18 protein-coding genes are annotated in these 15,062 nt (G+C 60.1%); 11 read left to right on the forward strand and 7 right to left on the reverse strand.

Annotation, left to right across the window (positions count from 1 at the left end; all coding sequences use genetic code 11):
* Positions 1 to 76: 76 nt before the first annotated feature.
* On the reverse strand, positions 77 to 217 hold the full coding sequence (locus tag HB633_RS18510) for a hypothetical protein (RefSeq protein ID WP_213779635.1): 141 nt from the start codon (positions 215 to 217) through the stop codon (positions 77 to 79).
* 96 nt (positions 218 to 313) lie between these two features.
* Between HB633_RS18510 and HB633_RS18515 the strand changes: the two genes are divergently transcribed.
* The 7 genes from HB633_RS18515 to HB633_RS18540 all read left to right on the forward strand — a co-directional run bounded on the left by HB633_RS18515 (position 314) and on the right by HB633_RS18540 (position 5,159).
* The gene (locus HB633_RS18515; protein ID WP_346730336.1) at positions 314 to 694 is read left to right on the forward strand and encodes a hypothetical protein; all 381 of its coding nucleotides are present in this window, start codon (positions 314 to 316) and stop codon (positions 692 to 694) included.
* A gap of 77 nt (positions 695 to 771) precedes the next feature.
* Positions 772 to 1,056: a hypothetical protein gene (locus HB633_RS18520; protein WP_213779636.1), complete on the forward strand. Its 285-nt coding sequence runs from the start codon at positions 772 to 774 to the stop codon at positions 1,054 to 1,056.
* On the forward strand, positions 1,053 to 1,328 hold the full coding sequence (locus HB633_RS18525; RefSeq protein ID WP_213779798.1) for a DUF6723 family protein: 276 nt from the start codon (positions 1,053 to 1,055) through the stop codon (positions 1,326 to 1,328). Before HB633_RS18520 ends, HB633_RS18525 begins: the two co-directional genes overlap by 4 nt.
* Positions 1,329 to 1,574: 246 nt before the next feature.
* Complete coding sequence (locus tag HB633_RS18530) at positions 1,575 to 1,778, forward strand: cold-shock protein (protein ID WP_056365119.1); 204 nt, start codon at positions 1,575 to 1,577, stop codon at positions 1,776 to 1,778.
* 427 nt (positions 1,779 to 2,205) lie between these two features.
* Positions 2,206 to 2,430 (forward strand): hypothetical protein, encoded by a 225-nt coding sequence (locus HB633_RS30940; protein ID WP_255580999.1) that lies wholly within the window; start codon positions 2,206 to 2,208, stop codon positions 2,428 to 2,430.
* Between the two features lie 423 nt (positions 2,431 to 2,853).
* Positions 2,854 to 4,533 carry a methyl-accepting chemotaxis protein gene (locus HB633_RS18535; protein WP_213779637.1) on the forward strand — a complete coding sequence of 560 codons (1,680 nt, stop codon included), beginning with the start codon at positions 2,854 to 2,856 and terminating at the stop codon, positions 4,531 to 4,533.
* 161 nt (positions 4,534 to 4,694) lie between these two features.
* A complete protein-coding gene (locus HB633_RS18540) occupies positions 4,695 to 5,159 on the forward strand; it encodes a DUF4126 family protein (RefSeq protein WP_213779638.1) in 465 nt (154 codons plus the stop codon).
* Between the two features lie 17 nt (positions 5,160 to 5,176).
* On the opposite strand, the gene HB633_RS18545 is transcribed toward HB633_RS18540, so the two are convergent.
* On the reverse strand, positions 5,177 to 5,638 hold the full coding sequence (locus HB633_RS18545; protein WP_213779639.1) for a response regulator: 462 nt from the start codon (positions 5,636 to 5,638) through the stop codon (positions 5,177 to 5,179).
* Between the two features lie 266 nt (positions 5,639 to 5,904).
* Here HB633_RS18545 and HB633_RS18550 point away from each other — a divergent pair, with 266 nt between their 5' ends.
* The gene (locus tag HB633_RS18550) at positions 5,905 to 6,603 is read left to right on the forward strand and encodes a response regulator transcription factor (protein ID WP_056366051.1); all 699 of its coding nucleotides are present in this window, start codon (positions 5,905 to 5,907) and stop codon (positions 6,601 to 6,603) included.
* A gap of 112 nt (positions 6,604 to 6,715) precedes the next feature.
* Here HB633_RS18550 and HB633_RS18555 read toward each other — a convergent pair whose 3' ends face one another.
* Positions 6,716 to 8,743 (reverse strand): hybrid sensor histidine kinase/response regulator, encoded by a 2,028-nt coding sequence (locus tag HB633_RS18555; protein ID WP_213779640.1) that lies wholly within the window; start codon positions 8,741 to 8,743, stop codon positions 6,716 to 6,718.
* 250 nt (positions 8,744 to 8,993) lie between these two features.
* Between HB633_RS18555 and HB633_RS18560 the strand changes: the two genes are divergently transcribed.
* Entirely contained in the window at positions 8,994 to 9,767 is a 774-nt protein-coding gene (locus HB633_RS18560; protein ID WP_213779641.1) for an SDR family NAD(P)-dependent oxidoreductase, read from the forward strand.
* A gap of 15 nt (positions 9,768 to 9,782) precedes the next feature.
* Here the strand turns inward: HB633_RS18560 and HB633_RS18565 are convergent, their stop codons facing one another.
* On the reverse strand, positions 9,783 to 10,166 hold the full coding sequence (locus HB633_RS18565) for a VOC family protein (RefSeq protein ID WP_213779642.1): 384 nt from the start codon (positions 10,164 to 10,166) through the stop codon (positions 9,783 to 9,785).
* A 1-nt stretch (position 10,167) separates the two neighbouring features.
* A complete protein-coding gene (locus HB633_RS18570) occupies positions 10,168 to 11,112 on the reverse strand; it encodes a hydroxymethylglutaryl-CoA lyase (RefSeq protein WP_213779643.1) in 945 nt (314 codons plus the stop codon).
* A gap of 185 nt (positions 11,113 to 11,297) precedes the next feature.
* Between HB633_RS18570 and HB633_RS18575 the strand changes: the two genes are divergently transcribed.
* Together HB633_RS18575 and HB633_RS18580 are read left to right on the forward strand one after the other, a co-directional pair.
* On the forward strand, positions 11,298 to 11,699 hold the full coding sequence (locus HB633_RS18575) for a PaaI family thioesterase (RefSeq protein WP_213779644.1): 402 nt from the start codon (positions 11,298 to 11,300) through the stop codon (positions 11,697 to 11,699).
* Between the two features lie 194 nt (positions 11,700 to 11,893).
* Complete coding sequence (locus HB633_RS18580; protein ID WP_213779645.1) at positions 11,894 to 13,249, forward strand: MFS transporter; 1,356 nt, start codon at positions 11,894 to 11,896, stop codon at positions 13,247 to 13,249.
* Between the two features lie 5 nt (positions 13,250 to 13,254).
* Here the strand turns inward: HB633_RS18580 and HB633_RS18585 are convergent, their stop codons facing one another.
* Both HB633_RS18585 and HB633_RS18590 read right to left on the reverse strand, forming a co-directional pair.
* Positions 13,255 to 14,322 (reverse strand): putative zinc-binding metallopeptidase, encoded by a 1,068-nt coding sequence (locus HB633_RS18585; RefSeq protein ID WP_213779646.1) that lies wholly within the window; start codon positions 14,320 to 14,322, stop codon positions 13,255 to 13,257.
* A gap of 141 nt (positions 14,323 to 14,463) precedes the next feature.
* A complete protein-coding gene (locus HB633_RS18590; RefSeq protein WP_213779647.1) occupies positions 14,464 to 15,048 on the reverse strand; it encodes a TetR/AcrR family transcriptional regulator in 585 nt (194 codons plus the stop codon).
* Between the last annotated feature and the right edge of the window lie 14 nt (positions 15,049 to 15,062).

Here is a 15,062-nt window from a genome sequence, read left to right on the forward strand (position 1 = left end):
CCGTTTCAATAACTGCTGCAGCGGCGTTTTTATTTCCGTCGATTATCTAATTCGGCCAAATATACCGTTTTATACCTTATTCTTGTAAAAGCGGCAAAATCGCCCAGCCGACTTCATCCATTCCTTTAAATATCTTCGCGACATATCCGCGCGGCAAGCCTTCCGGGAATTCCCGCGGGCGCCGAATTGCCTTGCCCAAATCACTGTTTCGGCGCATTCTTAGTCGTTCCGATGTCGACGACCGCCTGTTTTTCCCTATCGGTCCTCAGGTGTTTTACACGACGGTCAGCGCAGTATGTTCAGCGAGTGCGTTATGACCATCCATATCACCGAATATCGCGGCTTTGCATTGCGCGCTTATTCACAGCAGATTTTCCCGCCCCACGGCGATCCGTTCGCAAAAGGCCCGAAGCGATTTTCCGCGATTGTTCAGATTGATTCGGTACCCACCGACAATGCGACATCAAAGCGTTATTCGCCGGGTTTGAAGGGCACGGAGCCGGCGAGTGCGGACGCGGCGATCGAATTGGCTATGCAGTACGGCCGGGATATCATCGACGGTAAGGTGCAGGCGGGCGCGCTTTACAACGCGAGAAGCGGGCGTTTCTCGCACTCGGTAAGACGATTCAGGCCGGCGGTCGCGCCCGCGCCGCTGCAAGCAGGCAGCGACGGCGCAATGAACGAAGGCACTTGAACCTGGGCTGAGAGCCAGGCAGCAATACCGTGCGACGAAATCTCGGGGCGTCGCGCAATAACCGAAAGAGCATGATCATGAATGACACAGTAAGAAGCTACCGCGGCCTGGAAATCTACCCGCTGATCTACCCGCACAAGCCCCGTGGGGCGGACGGTTCGCGCCATTACGATTCCGGATTCGACGCCGCCGTGAAGATCTCACGTCGCGGTATCGACGACAGCACCACCACCAGCCGCGTTTATCGCGTGCCGGGCGAAAGCCCGTTCAGCGGCTCAGGCGAAGCGCGCCTCGCGTCGATGCGCTACGCGGAGCAACTGATCGACGGGGGCGTGGCGGGCGAGTCGATCGCTGATCTATGAGTTACCCGTCTTCGCTCGACCATCCACGCGCTGCGTCTTCTTCCGACAAATCTGCCGTGCACAGCAACTACAACGTGGCGGTATCGTCCAGACGCGCGACGGGTGGCACCATGCCCACGTTGCGCGTGACGCGCCTTTCCGACAAGCGCGTGATCTATCCGTTCGTGGGCTGCGCGGACATGCCGCTTTTCCCCGATGCACAAAGCGCTCGCGACTACGCCGAGCAGTACGGCGCAAGCCTCGTCGAGGGCGACATCGCCGTGCCGGAATAACGCCTGGACGCGGCTGTTCACGGCCATCGGGATGAATCGTTACATTGCGTGACTAAGCTCAATCCGAAATAGCTTGACACCGCTTCTTACGGGACGTAACCTGAAGGTCGAAGTATTCAAGAAGTTCGATTGCTGTTCATCATTCTCCGTTGTCATCTCCGCGGTATTTGTTGTCCTCTCACTTCCTTGAAGCTTCTCTCGCCTCATTCAGAGGTTGCATCATTTTTATATTTTCAAGGATTTAATATGGATACCGGTATCGTCAAGTGGTTCAACGACAGCAAGGGCTTCGGCTTCATTACGCCTGACGCAGGCGGCGACGACCTCTTCGCCCACTTTTCGGAAATTCGCAGCGAAGGCTTCAAGACCCTCGCCGAAAACCAGAAGGTTAGCTTCGAAACGAAGCAAGGCCCGAAGGGTCTGCAAGCATCGAACATCACGCCGCTGTAATTGACGGTGTAGTTGTTTAACGTGTGAGGTGGTTTTGCGCCAGCTCACACGTGTATCAAGCGTTTCGCGGAGCTTTGGCTCCCGGTTGTGGCAGCCGTTTTATCCAAGTGATTTTTAACTCATTTTGATCTTTACGGCGCCGCGACCATCAGCATTGCACCTGTCTGCCTCTGCTTGCATGTGTTGCATCTCCACTTTAGTCTGCTGTCGCATTAGTCCTCTGCCGCTTTAGTCCCCTGCAATCTCCTGCAACACTCCGCTGCCACATTGCAGTTTAGCGAGCGTTTTCGTTCGTCAACACGCTTGTGCCTCGGGCTGCTTTCTGCTGTATTTCTGCTGCTCCTCTGCGAATTCATGGCCTAGTGCCAGTAACAACACATCCTTACATGAGCTTTTGTGGGATGGCGTTTATTCGTGTGTTTCACTTATGCATAACTCTAAAATTTCTCAGTACAACGGCTACAAAGTCGTAGCTTTCGCGCATCGCCTGCCAGACGGGCTGTTCGCATCGAATTTGCTGCTCGAACGCAATTGTGGCGCGAGAAAAGGCAACTGCTATCAGTTTCACGCTCTCGACTACTTCAAAGACGAGGCACAGGCAATCGGTCATTCCCGCAAGTGGGCCCGTAAATGGGTCGATAACCGCGGCTGAGCCAAGCTTGTTGTAACTTCGACTGATGCGCGCCTACAGCGCGGTCAGCAACAACCACGGCGCACTTCAAGTGCGCCTTTGTCGTTTACGCGCCCCAGGATCTGCAAAAGATACCGTCGAAATACCCGTCGTCGAAAATCCGGTAAGAAATCTGCATCTTTTCCTCAAGCAATTATTCTTGCGGTCGATAAACACGTTGCCTGGATCGACAAATGTGTGACGGAGCATCAGGAAAAAAGCTTATCGCGTTCGAGGAAGAGAGCCTCGCCGTCTAAAGCACTTTGCGACAGGCACGGCCCGCGGGCCAGACCAAAACAAGACTATCGGTTTGTCCGCGCCGCACTCGATCCGCTGGCGGTTCTTTGGGGGCAAAGGCCGCAGCGGCAACTCAGCCGTTATGCCCGTGAGGGCAGGAGTCGCCACATGAATCTCAAAGACGTGTCCATCAAGAGCAAGCTTATCGGGGGATTCGGTGTGCTTGCCGTTATCGTGCTCGGCGTTTCGGCAATGTCGTTGCGTGCGTTAAGCACCTCGACCGATGGCTTCTCCAACTACGTGCACGGTCCAAACGCCCGCGCCGATGTCGCCGCGCAAGTGCGCACTGCCGTGGATCGCCGGGCGATTGCCGCGCGCAATCTCGTCCTGGTCACGAAACCATCGGACCTGGAGATCGAGAAGGCTGAAGTGATCCGGGCGTCGGAAGATGTGCAAACCAAGCTGAAGCTTCTGAAAACCATGGTCGCGACCGGACCCGACAGCAGTGACGCTGCTCGCGGCCTCGTCAACGAGATCGACCGGGTGGAGTCGCTTTATGGTCCGGTCGCGAATGACATCGTTGGATTGGCGTTGAGCGGCAATCACGACGAGGCGATCGTAAAGATGGACAACGAATGTCGTCCCTTGCTGGCTGCGCTCGTCAAGGCGACGAATGCGTACGCCGACTTCACGCGCGGGCGCCAGGAGCAGATGGTGCGTGAGTCCGACGAGCAGTACCAGACCCAGCGCAACTGGCTGATCACGCTTTGCGTAGCAGCGCTCGCACTGGCGGCCGGCGCGGGCGTGTTCATCACACGTTCGATCACCGGTCCGATCCGCCGTGCGGTCGATGTCGCGAGCACGGTCGCGCGCGGCGATTTGCGCAGCCGTATCGTGGTGACGCAGAAGGACGAGACCGGCCAGTTGCTGGGTGCGCTCGCCGATATGAACGCGCGGCTGATCGAGACCGTGAGCCGCGTGCGTGAAAGCAGCGGCAGTATCGCGAACGCTTCCACTGAAATCGCTACCGGCAATACCGACCTCAGCCAGCGCACGGAGCAACAGGCGGCATCGCTCGAGGAAACGGCGGCAAGCATGGAAGAGCTGACATCGACGGTGAAGCAAAACACGGAGAACGCGCAGCAGGCGAGCGTACTGGCGTCGAATGCATCCGATGTCGCGCAGCGCGGCAGCAAGGTCGTGAGCCAGGTGGTCGACACCATGCACGGCATCAGCGCGAGCTCGACGAAGATTGCGGAGATCACGGGAATGATCGAAGGCATCGCGTTCCAGACCAACATCCTGGCGTTGAACGCAGCCGTGGAAGCCGCGCGGGCGGGCGAACAGGGGCGCGGTTTCGCGGTCGTGGCGAGCGAAGTGCGCAGTCTTGCGCAACGGTCATCTAGCGCGGCGAAGGAGATCAAGGAATTGATCGCCAATTCGGTTCAGCAGGTCCAGAGCGGATCGGTGCTTGCCGGGCAGGCCGGCGAGACGATGGCCGAAGTCACGCAGGCAGTCGCGCGCGTGACGGACATCATGGAGGAGATCGCGGCGGCATCGATCGAGCAGGGGCGCGGTATCGAACAGGTCAATCAGGCGATCACGCAGATGGACGAGGTCACCCAGCAGAATGCGGCGCTGGTGGAGGAAGCTGCGGCGGCTTCGCAGTCGTTGCAGGACCAGGGGCGCCAGTTGATGGACGCGGTCGCGTTTTTCCAGATGGAGGGATCGGCGACAACGATTGCACCGAACCTCCGCGCGGTCGCGAAGGGCGCGCTTAAACGGGTGCCGGCAGCGCGTGTCGCACCGCTGAAAACTGCGGGCAATGAAGGCTGGAGCACGTTTTAGGCTGCTTCGAGGCGGTGAAGGAACAGCGCGAGCGTCTTTGGGCGCCGCGCTGTTTGCATTTGCCCTTTCTTAAACGATCGGTTTCCGATATTGCTCGGGAATGCGAACTGCGGTTAGAACCGCGGTTTCCCCAATACTCGTTCTTCGAACCGGAGCCTCCGATGTCCTTTTATCTCCTGGCGTTGCTGATCGGCGTGATTGCCGGCCTGCGTGCGATGACCGCGCCCGCCGCTGTCAGCTGGGCGGCGCATTTCGGCCTTCTGCCCTTGCAGCACACGCCGCTCGCGTTTCTCGGGGCGACGATCACGCCCTACATCCTGACGGTGCTTGCCCTTGTTGAGCTCGTCACGGACCAGTTGCCGAAGACCCCCAGCCGCAAGGTGCCGATGCAATTTGGCGCCCGGCTTGTGACCGGTGCCGTGAGCGGCGCCGCGATAGGCGCGGCGGCCGGATCGATGATCGGTGGCGCCGTGGCTGGCGCTATTGGCGCGGTGATCGGCACGCTCGGCGGGGCAAGTGCGCGCGGCGCGCTGGCCCGCGCATTTGGCCGCGATCTGCCCGCCGCGCTGATCGAAGACGCGGTGGCCGTTGTGGGCGCGGTGCTGATCGTCATGGCGATCGGCTGAAGGCGGCCGCACGCACATCAATACGTGCGGCGCTGCGGGATCGAAAAGTAGGTGGTCAGCATTTCCGCCAAACGCCAGGTGGCGCAGGGACGGCGGCAATGGGCATCGAATCCGGCGTGTTTCAGGGATTCGACCGGGTCTGCCGGCCAGATATTGCTGATCGCAACCAGCAGCCGGCCGGTGGTATCGGCGTCGGGGCGCAGCGCCCGGATGAATTCATAACCGGAATCGCTGTCGAGCCGCGTGTCCAGTATCAATGCCTGCGGTTTCCAGTTCTGCAGCAGCGAACGTGCTGACTTGAGGTTCTGCGTCTGCATCACCTGTAATCCGGTGAGCCGCAGCAACGCCGCCAGCGACTCGCCAATCAGTTTGTCCTGATGCGCGATCAACACGCGGGGCGAACCAACAGGCATACGCGCCTGCTTGCCGCTCCATAATGCAAAGTGTCTCTCGTCATCGGTGCTTGAACGACTGCTCATGATGCCCTCCTCGTGGTTTTTATGTGAGTGGGAACGCCGGACCGTGTCTCCTCTCGCTAGCTGCAGCTTCGAGTTCGGTGATGGCGGTGTTGCAGAGTCGATGACGCAGTGTCGCGTTTAAGCGTTCGCAGCAAAACCCGGTCGAGGAGGGGCAAGGAACGCGTTTTTCGGGGGGACTGCACACCCTCCCACTGATCCCTGCGAAAGGAGGGGTTGCTGGACGTCCCCTTACCGGTACTATCGAAGCGTGATTTATGGGAATGGCAATGGAAAACGGTAACTTCAAGACGGTGCTGCTGGTCGAGGACGAGGGGCTCACGCGAAGCGCCATGAAGAGCCTGATCCTTGCCAATGAACCGTTACTCGATATCGATGAGGCCGACGGCATCGAACAGGCCAAGGAGAAGCTCTCCGGCGGCTCGTACGATCTCGTCTTTCTCGACTATCAATTGCGGGGGAACTCCACGGGCCTCGATTTGCTGAACTGGATCGGGGAACAGGAGCGCGAGGTACAGACCATCATGCTGTCCGCTCAAGACGACCGCGATACGGTGCTGGAATGCATCAGGAGCGGCGCATGCGGATTTATATCGAAGGCGAGCGAGCAAGGCGCGGGCGTATTTCGCGAGGCCCTCAAGACCATTTTGAGCGGCCGGGTGTATCTGCCCAATAGCGTGCTTGGAAAGGGCGGACACAGCCCCAAGCCGGTATCCACGCATTCAGGCGTGACGGTGGAGTCGCTGAACTTGCCGCCGCGGCTGACTGAAACGCTGCGCTATTTGTTGCAGGGTTTATCGAACAAGGCGATCGCCAGGAAAATGAATATCAGCGAGAACACGGCGAAGGAATATTCGAGTGATCTCCTCGCGCGATTTCATGTCACGCGGCGGACTTTCCTGATCGTGGAAATGGCGCGGCGCGGGATTGAGATGCCGATGGGGAACGCGGCAGTGCCGGCAAGGTAAGCGTGGGGTTGGGCGGGGCCTGAGAGACCAAAAAAAATGCAAGGGCAGGTGTGTTACCTGCCCATTGCAATCAAAAATATTCGATTTACCTCGGCAACAGAGGATTTTGCCTTCAACACCGCCGCGCCGCTTCTTCAAACGACTTCCCCGATATCAGCGATGCAATCTGCCTGCGCAATTCCGCCGGACTCACCGGTTTGCTCAGCACGTCGTGATCGCACGCGAGCGGCACGATCGTCGCGGCCGGCTCTCCCGTAACCACGAGACACGGGCAACGCCGGCCAAGCTTTGCGGCGCCGAGCATCGCGACTTCTCGTGCGGTTTTTTCATCGCGCAGACGGAAGTCCGTGATGATCAGGTCGGGGTATCGTTCAATGGATCCCAGTATGTGTTCGAACTCCTCAAAGCTGCTGGCGGAATCGAATAACACGCCCCATTGCACGAGCAGCGCTTCGGTTGATGCCCGCACCAGACTGTCGTCCTCGACCAACAACACGTACAGCCCTTCGAGCGGCACCTCCAGATAATCGGCGGTGTCACCCTTCGCGCGCGGCGCGGCGTCGCCAAGCGGCGAGCCGCAGATCGGCATTTCGAGCGAGAAACGCGAGCCGCGTCCCTCAGCCGATTTCAGTTCTATCCGATGCTCCTCCAGCATCGACACCACTGCGTTCACGATCGACAACCCCAGCCCGAGCCCGCGGTCGTTGTCCTGTTCCGCGTTGCCGACCTGGAAGAACGGCTGGAAGATTGCGTCCCAATGTTCAGACGCAATGCCAATGCCGTTATCGACCACATCGATGCGCGTACGCGTCGCCGAGCGCACCACGCCCACGATCACCACCGGCTTGGGGTTCTTGACCGCATCGGCGTAACGGATGCCGTTTGATACCAGGTTCGCAATCGCCCGCTGCAGCCAATGCGAGTCGCTGCGGACATAGACCGGCGCTTCGGGTACGCGCAGCCGCAATTCGACGCCGTGCATGGCGGCAAGCGGGCGCAATTGCTCGGCGACTTCGAACACAGCAAGCTTCAGGTCGAACACGTGATATCGCGGATTGACGCGGCCCGATTCGAGCCTCGAGAGATCGAGCACGGCGTTCAGGAATCGCGCGAGGATCACGGAGGAACGGCCGGATTCATCGATAAGCCTTGCGGCTTCCGTCACGTCGTCATGGCGCACGGCTTCCGCGGCGGCTTGCAGGAACAAATTGAGCGCGTGCATGGGTTGGCGCAGGTCGTGCGTGGCGGCGGCGAGGAAATTGGACTTCTCGCGGCTGGCCGTTTCCGCTGCCAACGTTTGCTGCTCTTTCAGCGAAATCAGGGCGCGGGTTTTCGTGTCCTGATCTTTCTTCGATGCCAGCAAATCCAGGTTTTTCCGTTCGAGCTGCACATTCGCGGTCAGCAATTCGTTGTTGAGCACGCCGAGCGCGCGCTCGGCTGCAAAGCGTTCGCGCGATACGCGCTCTGCATGAACGCACACGCCATGTCCGATCACGACCACGTTGAACAAATAGAACATGCCCATGTAAAAGTCTTCGGGCGACAGTATCCGGATGGTCAGTTGCAGCAGGATGATGCTTGAAAACGTGACCACGGCGGCGGTCAGCGCCACCTTGGATTTCAGATAGAAGAACCCGAACTGAAAGAAAAAGACCAGATAGAGGCCGACGAAATACCACGTGTAGTTGAAGGGGCGCGGCGAGATGGAAACGAGCAGGAGCAGCAGCAGGTTGCAGCCGTACACGCCCATCAGAATCACACGCTGGGAGGATGCGTGCGTGGAGAACGAGCCCCGCAACGCGAGGCTTAGCACGAACATCAGCCAGACAATGCCTGCCAGCCGCAGCGCCATGATGTCCATGAACACGGGTTCGAGCACCGAGCTTTCACGGCCGAAATTGAAGTCGTACCAGAGGAAACAGACCCAGACGCTCAACGCAAGCAATGCCGAAGCACGCCGGAAAGCACAGAAGCGCCGGCTATGGTCTTCGAGGAACTGCGCTTCCAGCGCTGTGTCGGGGAACGCCTTGGGGACCGACAGGTTACGGATGAGACTCAGGCCTGCGTCGCGTGCGGATGCCGATACGAGCTGTGACGGCGTCGGCGCGGCGATCTCGGCAGTGTGCTCCGGTACGTCCATGATTCGCTCACTCGAAAAGAACGTGACCGGCTACTTTAGCGGAGCACGCGTCTGATGAAAACCTCGTAATTGCAGGGGCCGACCAACGTTTGAACGATGATGACCTCATGTCATCGATTCGATGACGCGCAGGCTATCGTCATTCAAACTCCGCCGCATTACGATTTATTCCCGATCTTGCTGCTTGGCCGCGTAAATTTGTGCGGCCTTCTTTGATCAGATCTAAGCCGATCTATATAGGACGAAAATCATGTCGCGTATTTTCATAACGGGTTCAGCCGACGGCCTCGGACAGATGGCGGCGCAGTTGCTTGTGGCAGAAGGGCATCGCGTGGTTCTGCATGCACGTAACGAAAAGCGCGCCGCAGATGCAATGCGCGCCGTGCCGGGCGCGGAAGCGGTCGTGTCGGGCGATTTGTCGAGCATGGACGCGACACGCGACGTTGCAACGCAAGTGAACCGGCTGGGACGCTTCGATGCCGTGATCCATAACGCGGGCGTGGGGTATCGCGAGCCTCGCCGTATCGAGACCGTGGATGGTTTGCCGCACGTTTTCGCCATCAACACTATTGCGCCGTTCATTCTGACTGCCTTGATTGAAAAACCCCGACGGTTGGTCTATCTGAGTTCGGGCATGCATGAGGGCGGCGAACCGGCCCTCGACGACTTGCTTTGGGAGCACCGCGCATGGCAGGGCGCAGGCGCCTATTCGGATTCGAAACTCCACGATCTTTGGCTGGCGTTAGGCGTTGCACGTCGCTGGCCGGATGTGTTATCGAATGCGGTCCATCCCGGATGGGTGCCGACGAAAATGGGCGGCGCGGGCGCGCCAGACGACATCAAGGCCGCGCCGCGTACACAAAGCTGGCTCGCCGTCAGCGACGATCCTGCAGCAAGCGTGACGGGCGAATATTTCTTCCATATGAAACCGCGCAGGCCGAGCGCCGCCGCACGCGACGCGCGTTTGCAGGATGGACTGATCGCGGCATGCGAGCGATTGACAGGTATTCGTCTGCCGAATTGAACGTCCCGGATCGACTCAGATCAGCTCGGACATCTCGATCAGATTCAGGTCAGGATCGCGAACATATACCGAGCGGATCTTTTGCGTTGCACCCGTCCGCTCGACCGGTCCTTCGATGACGGGCCAATTGAGTTTGTTCAGATGTGCAATTACATCGTTCAGAGGAATGGCCGCGATAAAACACAGGTCGAGCGCGCCCGAAACCGGCAAATGCGCCTTCGGCTCGAACTCCTTGCCGCGCACGTGCAAGTTTATTTTCTGGTTGCCGAAGCGAAATGCGCTGCGTCCTTCGCCAAAGGTTTCGAGCTGCATTCCCAGGACTTCCGTATAGAAGTAACGGGTCGCCGCTTCATCGATGCAGGTCAGCACCAGATGATCCAGATGGTCGATCAGGGCCATATCAAGCTCCTTCGTGGGCGGCTGCTTTTTGTTGAGCGGGCGGGGCGCTGTGAAGATCGAGACGGCGGCCGGCCTTGAGTATCTGGCTGGGGACATCGTGGCCGATCAAGCCCGGCAGCAGAGCCGATGCCTTCAATACAGCGCCGAGATCGACGTGGGTATCGTAGCCGTCGAGCGCCAGCATGTGCACGAGTTCCTCGGTGCATACGTTGCCGGTTGCGCCCGGCGCGTACGGACACCCGCCGATGCCGCCGAGCGACGCGTCGAAACGATCGATACCCGCTTCCAGCGCCGCGAGCGTATTTGCGAGCGCCATGCCGCGCGTATTGTGAAAATGCAGCGTCAGTTCGAGCGCAGGAAACGCCCGGCGCACGCGTTCGCATAACGCCTTCACTTGTGAAGGATAGGCCATGCCGGTGGTATCGCACAGCGTCACGCCGTGCACGCCGAGTGCCGCGAACTCTCCAGCCCAGCGCAGGACTTCTTCGACGGGAACGTCTCCTTCCATCGGGCATCCCATCGACGTGGACAAAGACACGTTGATGGCGACCGGGGTCTCTTTCACCACGCCGATCACCTCGCGCAACTGCGCGAACGATTGCTCGCGGCTCATGCGCAGATTCGCGCGGTTGTGGCTTTCGCTTACCGACATCACGAGGTTGACTTCATCCACGCCGCACGACAGCGCGCGTTCCGCCCCGCGCAGGTTCGGCACGAGCACGGTGTAGACCACGCCTTCGCGCCGCGCGATGCCGTGCATGACGGCTTCCGCGTCGCGCAACGCGGGGATCGCCTTGGGTGACGTGAACGATGTCACTTCGATTTTTGCGAAGCCACAGGCGCTCAATGCATCGATGAGGGCGATTTTCGCGTCGGTATCGACGAATTGCTTTTCGTTTTGAAAGCCGTCGCGGGTCGCGACTTCCTGGATATAAAGGCGTTTCATGGGTCTCCTCAGGCTCGAATGATGACGGCGAGACTGACATGATGAACGTTTGGGCGCAGCATGAAAATCGCTGGTTTTTCCACGATCGTTTCCAATTTGGAAAGTCACGGCTAAGAGCGGTTCATGTCAAAGTCGTGCCTTGAAGCCTTAAACGTTCGATGCCGCCCCGACCAGGAGTTCCACTGATGTCCGATTTCGTTCTCGATAACCCGTTCCTCGAGTACCTCGATGCCCGCCACGTCGCGTGGAGAGAAGGCTATGCCGAGTTCCGCATGCCAATCCAGGCAAAGCATCTGAACCGGCGCGGCGTGTTGCAAGGCGGCGTAGTGGCTACGCTGCTCGATGCTGCCTGCGGTTACGCCGGGCTCTACGCGCCCGAGGGCGAGCCGGTGCGGCACGGCTTCACGCTCTCGCTGACGGTCAACTATCTGGATACGGGTCTGGGTGACAGCGTTACGGCGAAGGGGTTTATCGAAAGGCAAGGCCGCAGCATTTTTTTCTCGCGGGGCGAGGCGTGGGTGGACGACAAGATCCTGATCGCGAGCGCGCAGGGGACGTTCAAGTCCGCAGGGCTCAAAAAAGGCTGAGAGCGCCGTTGCCTTGATGCTGGCCCGACCCATTGCGACGCGCCGGCCCTACAAAGTCGCGTTGACGTTCTGTCGCCTGGGTCCTACCACTATGACGCGATCGTTCTAGGAGCCCGGTTTATGGTCGCATCTACTGAAAGGAACCTATCCAGTCCAATAAACAGCCAAGGCCAACCTTTTCCGGGAGTCATCGAATGTCGAGAACGTTGGAAACCACGCCTCCTGAAGTCGATCTGAAAACGCTGCGCAAGGTGATACTCGCGGCGTCGATTGGCAACTTCGTCGAATGGTTCGATTTCGCCGCGTACGGCTTTCTCGCGACGATCCTCACGCGCGAATTTTTCCCGAGCGGAGACCCGGCAGTGGGACTTCTCAAGACCTTCGCCGTCTTCGCCGTGGCGTTCGCGTTCAGGCCGCTTGGCGGGATTGTGTTCGGCGTGATCGGCGACCGGATCGGCCGCAAGCGCACCTTGGCGCTGACCATCCTGCTGATGGCGGGCGCGACCACGTTGATCGGCTTATTGCCGACATATGCCGCAATCGGCGCATTTGCACCGCTGTTCCTGACGGTCATCCGCTGCGTGCAAGGCTTCTCGGCCGGCGGCGAATATGCGGGTGCGTGCGCCTACGTGATGGAACACGCGCCGCAGCACAAGCGCGCGCGATACGGCAGTTTCGTGCCGGTATCGACGTTCTCGTCGTTCGCGGTTGCGGCGGTCGTCGCCTACGCGCTCGATGCCTCTCTTTCCGCCGATGCCATGAGCAGCTGGGGCTGGCGCGTGCCGTTCCTGGCGGCGGCGCCGATTGGCCTGATCGGCTTGTATCTGCGGATGAACCTGAACGAGACGCCGGCATTCCGCGCGCTCGAAGGCGAACACGCGGTTGCCCACGCGCCGTTACGCGATACCTTGCGCACGCAGGCTGCGGGCATTTTGAAGCTGGGTGCGTTCATCTCCGTGACGGCTTTGTCGTTCTATATGTTCACGACGTATTTCGCGACGTATCTGCAAGTCGCCGGTCATCTGAACCGCGCAACGTCGCTGCTGATTACCGTGATCGCGCTGTTTTTTGCGGCGGCGCTGTGTCCGCTGGCGGGTCTGTATTCGGATTTCGCCGGACGCAGGAGAACCGTGCTGACGACGTGCGTCATATTAATCGCCACGGTGTATCCGGCGTTTTCGCTTGGCGGCTCGGGGCAGTTTTTGCCATCGGTGCTGGGCGTCGGCATGCTGGCGATCGGCGCGGTCTTGTCCGGCGTGGTGACAGCACCTTTGTTGTCCGAAATATTCCCGACGCGCACGCGCTATACCGCCTCCGCCATCACCTATAACCTCGCGTACACCATCTTCGGCGGCACCGCGCCGCTCGTCGCCACGTGGCTGATCACGACGACCGGCAACAACATGTCGCCGGCGCTGTACCTGATCGTGATTTCGGTGATGGGCCTGATCGGCGGAATGATGTTGCCGGAGACATCGAAGGTATCGCTGCACGGCGCGCAACCGGCTTCATCCGATGCAAGTCCGGCCGCGCTAAAAGTTGTGGCGTAGGCACCTTATTGCTGCACTTGCCCCGCCGCCGCAATCACGCGATGCACGAATCGCAGCTTCTCGACAACCGGCGGCGCGAGCGCGAACGGATAGGCGTCGGGCATGCCGAGGCTGCGATTCAGGCTGTTCAATGCATACGTGAGCGGAAACCACTGGTGCATCAGGTGATCGAACGTGGCCGCGCCATTCGGCGGCTGCGCGACGAGCGTAGGGTCGAGCGTATTCAGCGGTGCAAGGGCGACGCCGCAGGCGCGGGCGGTATCGATGGTATCGAAGATGTGGAGGTAGTGAGCCCACGTCTCCGCCCAGTCCTCCCACGCGTGCGTGGTCGCGTAGCCGCTCACGAACGACTTGTTCCAGTCGGGCGGCGGCCCTTCCTTGTAATGCTTTGCGAGGGCCGCGCTGTAGCTCGTGCGTTCATCGCCGAAGAGCGTCCGGAAACTTTCGATCCACGGCGTATCCGCGATCAGCCGATCGAAATAATAGTGGCCGATTTCATGCCGGAAATGCCCGAGCAAAGTACGGTATGGCTCGCCCATCGCCAGGCGGGCGCGTTCGCGCTGGGCGTCGTCGGCCTCGGCGATGTTCATCGTGATCAGGCCGTTGTCGTGGCCCGTCAGCACGCGTTTGCCCCGGCCATCCTCCATGAATTCGAACTGCAACCCCGTCTTGGGATTGTCCTGGCGAGAATCCACGCGCAGCCCGAGCGCGCCGAGTGTGTAAAGCAGGCGGCGCTTCGCGGCTTCCAGCCGGAACCAGTAATAGCGGCGGTTCGGCACGCCGAGGTTCGGAATGGTGTGGGTCAGGCGACACGCGTGACATAGGGGATCGCGGGAATCGGCGGGCACCATCCAGTTGCAGACTTTTTCGACCGCGTAGTTGTGGCACGGCTTGTACAGGCCCGCGTCGCCGCGTTCAGGATGGCGGCTGCGCCACAGGCCGTCGCCGGCGTCCTCGAACGCGCTGATTTCCGCGAGCTCGGGAATGAAGCCGAGCAGGGATTCGCAGCGTTCGCAGCGGAAGTTCTCGAAGAACACCAGCTGATTGCAGTGGTTGCAGTGGAAAGTTTTCATGAGCCCGGAAGTCGGAGTGCGCGCATTTGTGCGCGACACATGTCCCGTTGAGTCCGGAACGTGCGCTGGAAGTGCCGATGGCGAGCGCGGCGGCGAACCAAAGGCGAGCGTACACCCGTTTGCGCAGCAACCTGCGTGCCGCTAGGTCAGGCGTGCGTCGAGGTACGCGGTCACCGCGATCTTGTATTCATCGATAAGAAGGCGCCGTTCCCTCGGCTTCGCGGCCATGTAGAGCGGCGGCAGTCCCTTCACGATCTGCAGAAGAACCTCGGCGATGCGCAGCGCGTCGGCGGGGGCAAGATCTTCCCGGCGGTGCGCGAACAATTCGGCGAAGCGCTGCCGCAAGCGGCTGCGGTCGTCATCGCTGCGATTGGTGGGCGTGGACGCCGCCGATAACGCCAGATAAGCCGGATGATCGCCGATAAACCCCGTCATCAGGTCGATCAGCCGGGCGGCGAGATCGGCCGTGCTGGCGGCGCGCGCGTGCTCCGCGAGCGCGCTCCAGCGCTCGTCCATGAGCGCTCCGTATTCGGTGCGCAGGGCGATGGCGAGCGCGTCCTTGTTCGGAAAATACTGATAAACCGCACCAATCGACGCGCCCGCGCGCGCCGCGATCTCGGTCATGGTGGCGGCTTCGAGGCCGCGTTCGCCGATGACGGCACCGGCGGCCGCGAGCATGTCCTGCATGCGCTTTTCGGCGCGTTCTTGCTGGGGAATGCGTCGCATGGGTGAACGTAGAT

Origin of the sequence: Caballeronia sp. dw_276 (genome assembly GCF_018449635.1) — a bacterium.
Taxonomy (GTDB): domain Bacteria; phylum Pseudomonadota; class Gammaproteobacteria; order Burkholderiales; family Burkholderiaceae; genus Caballeronia.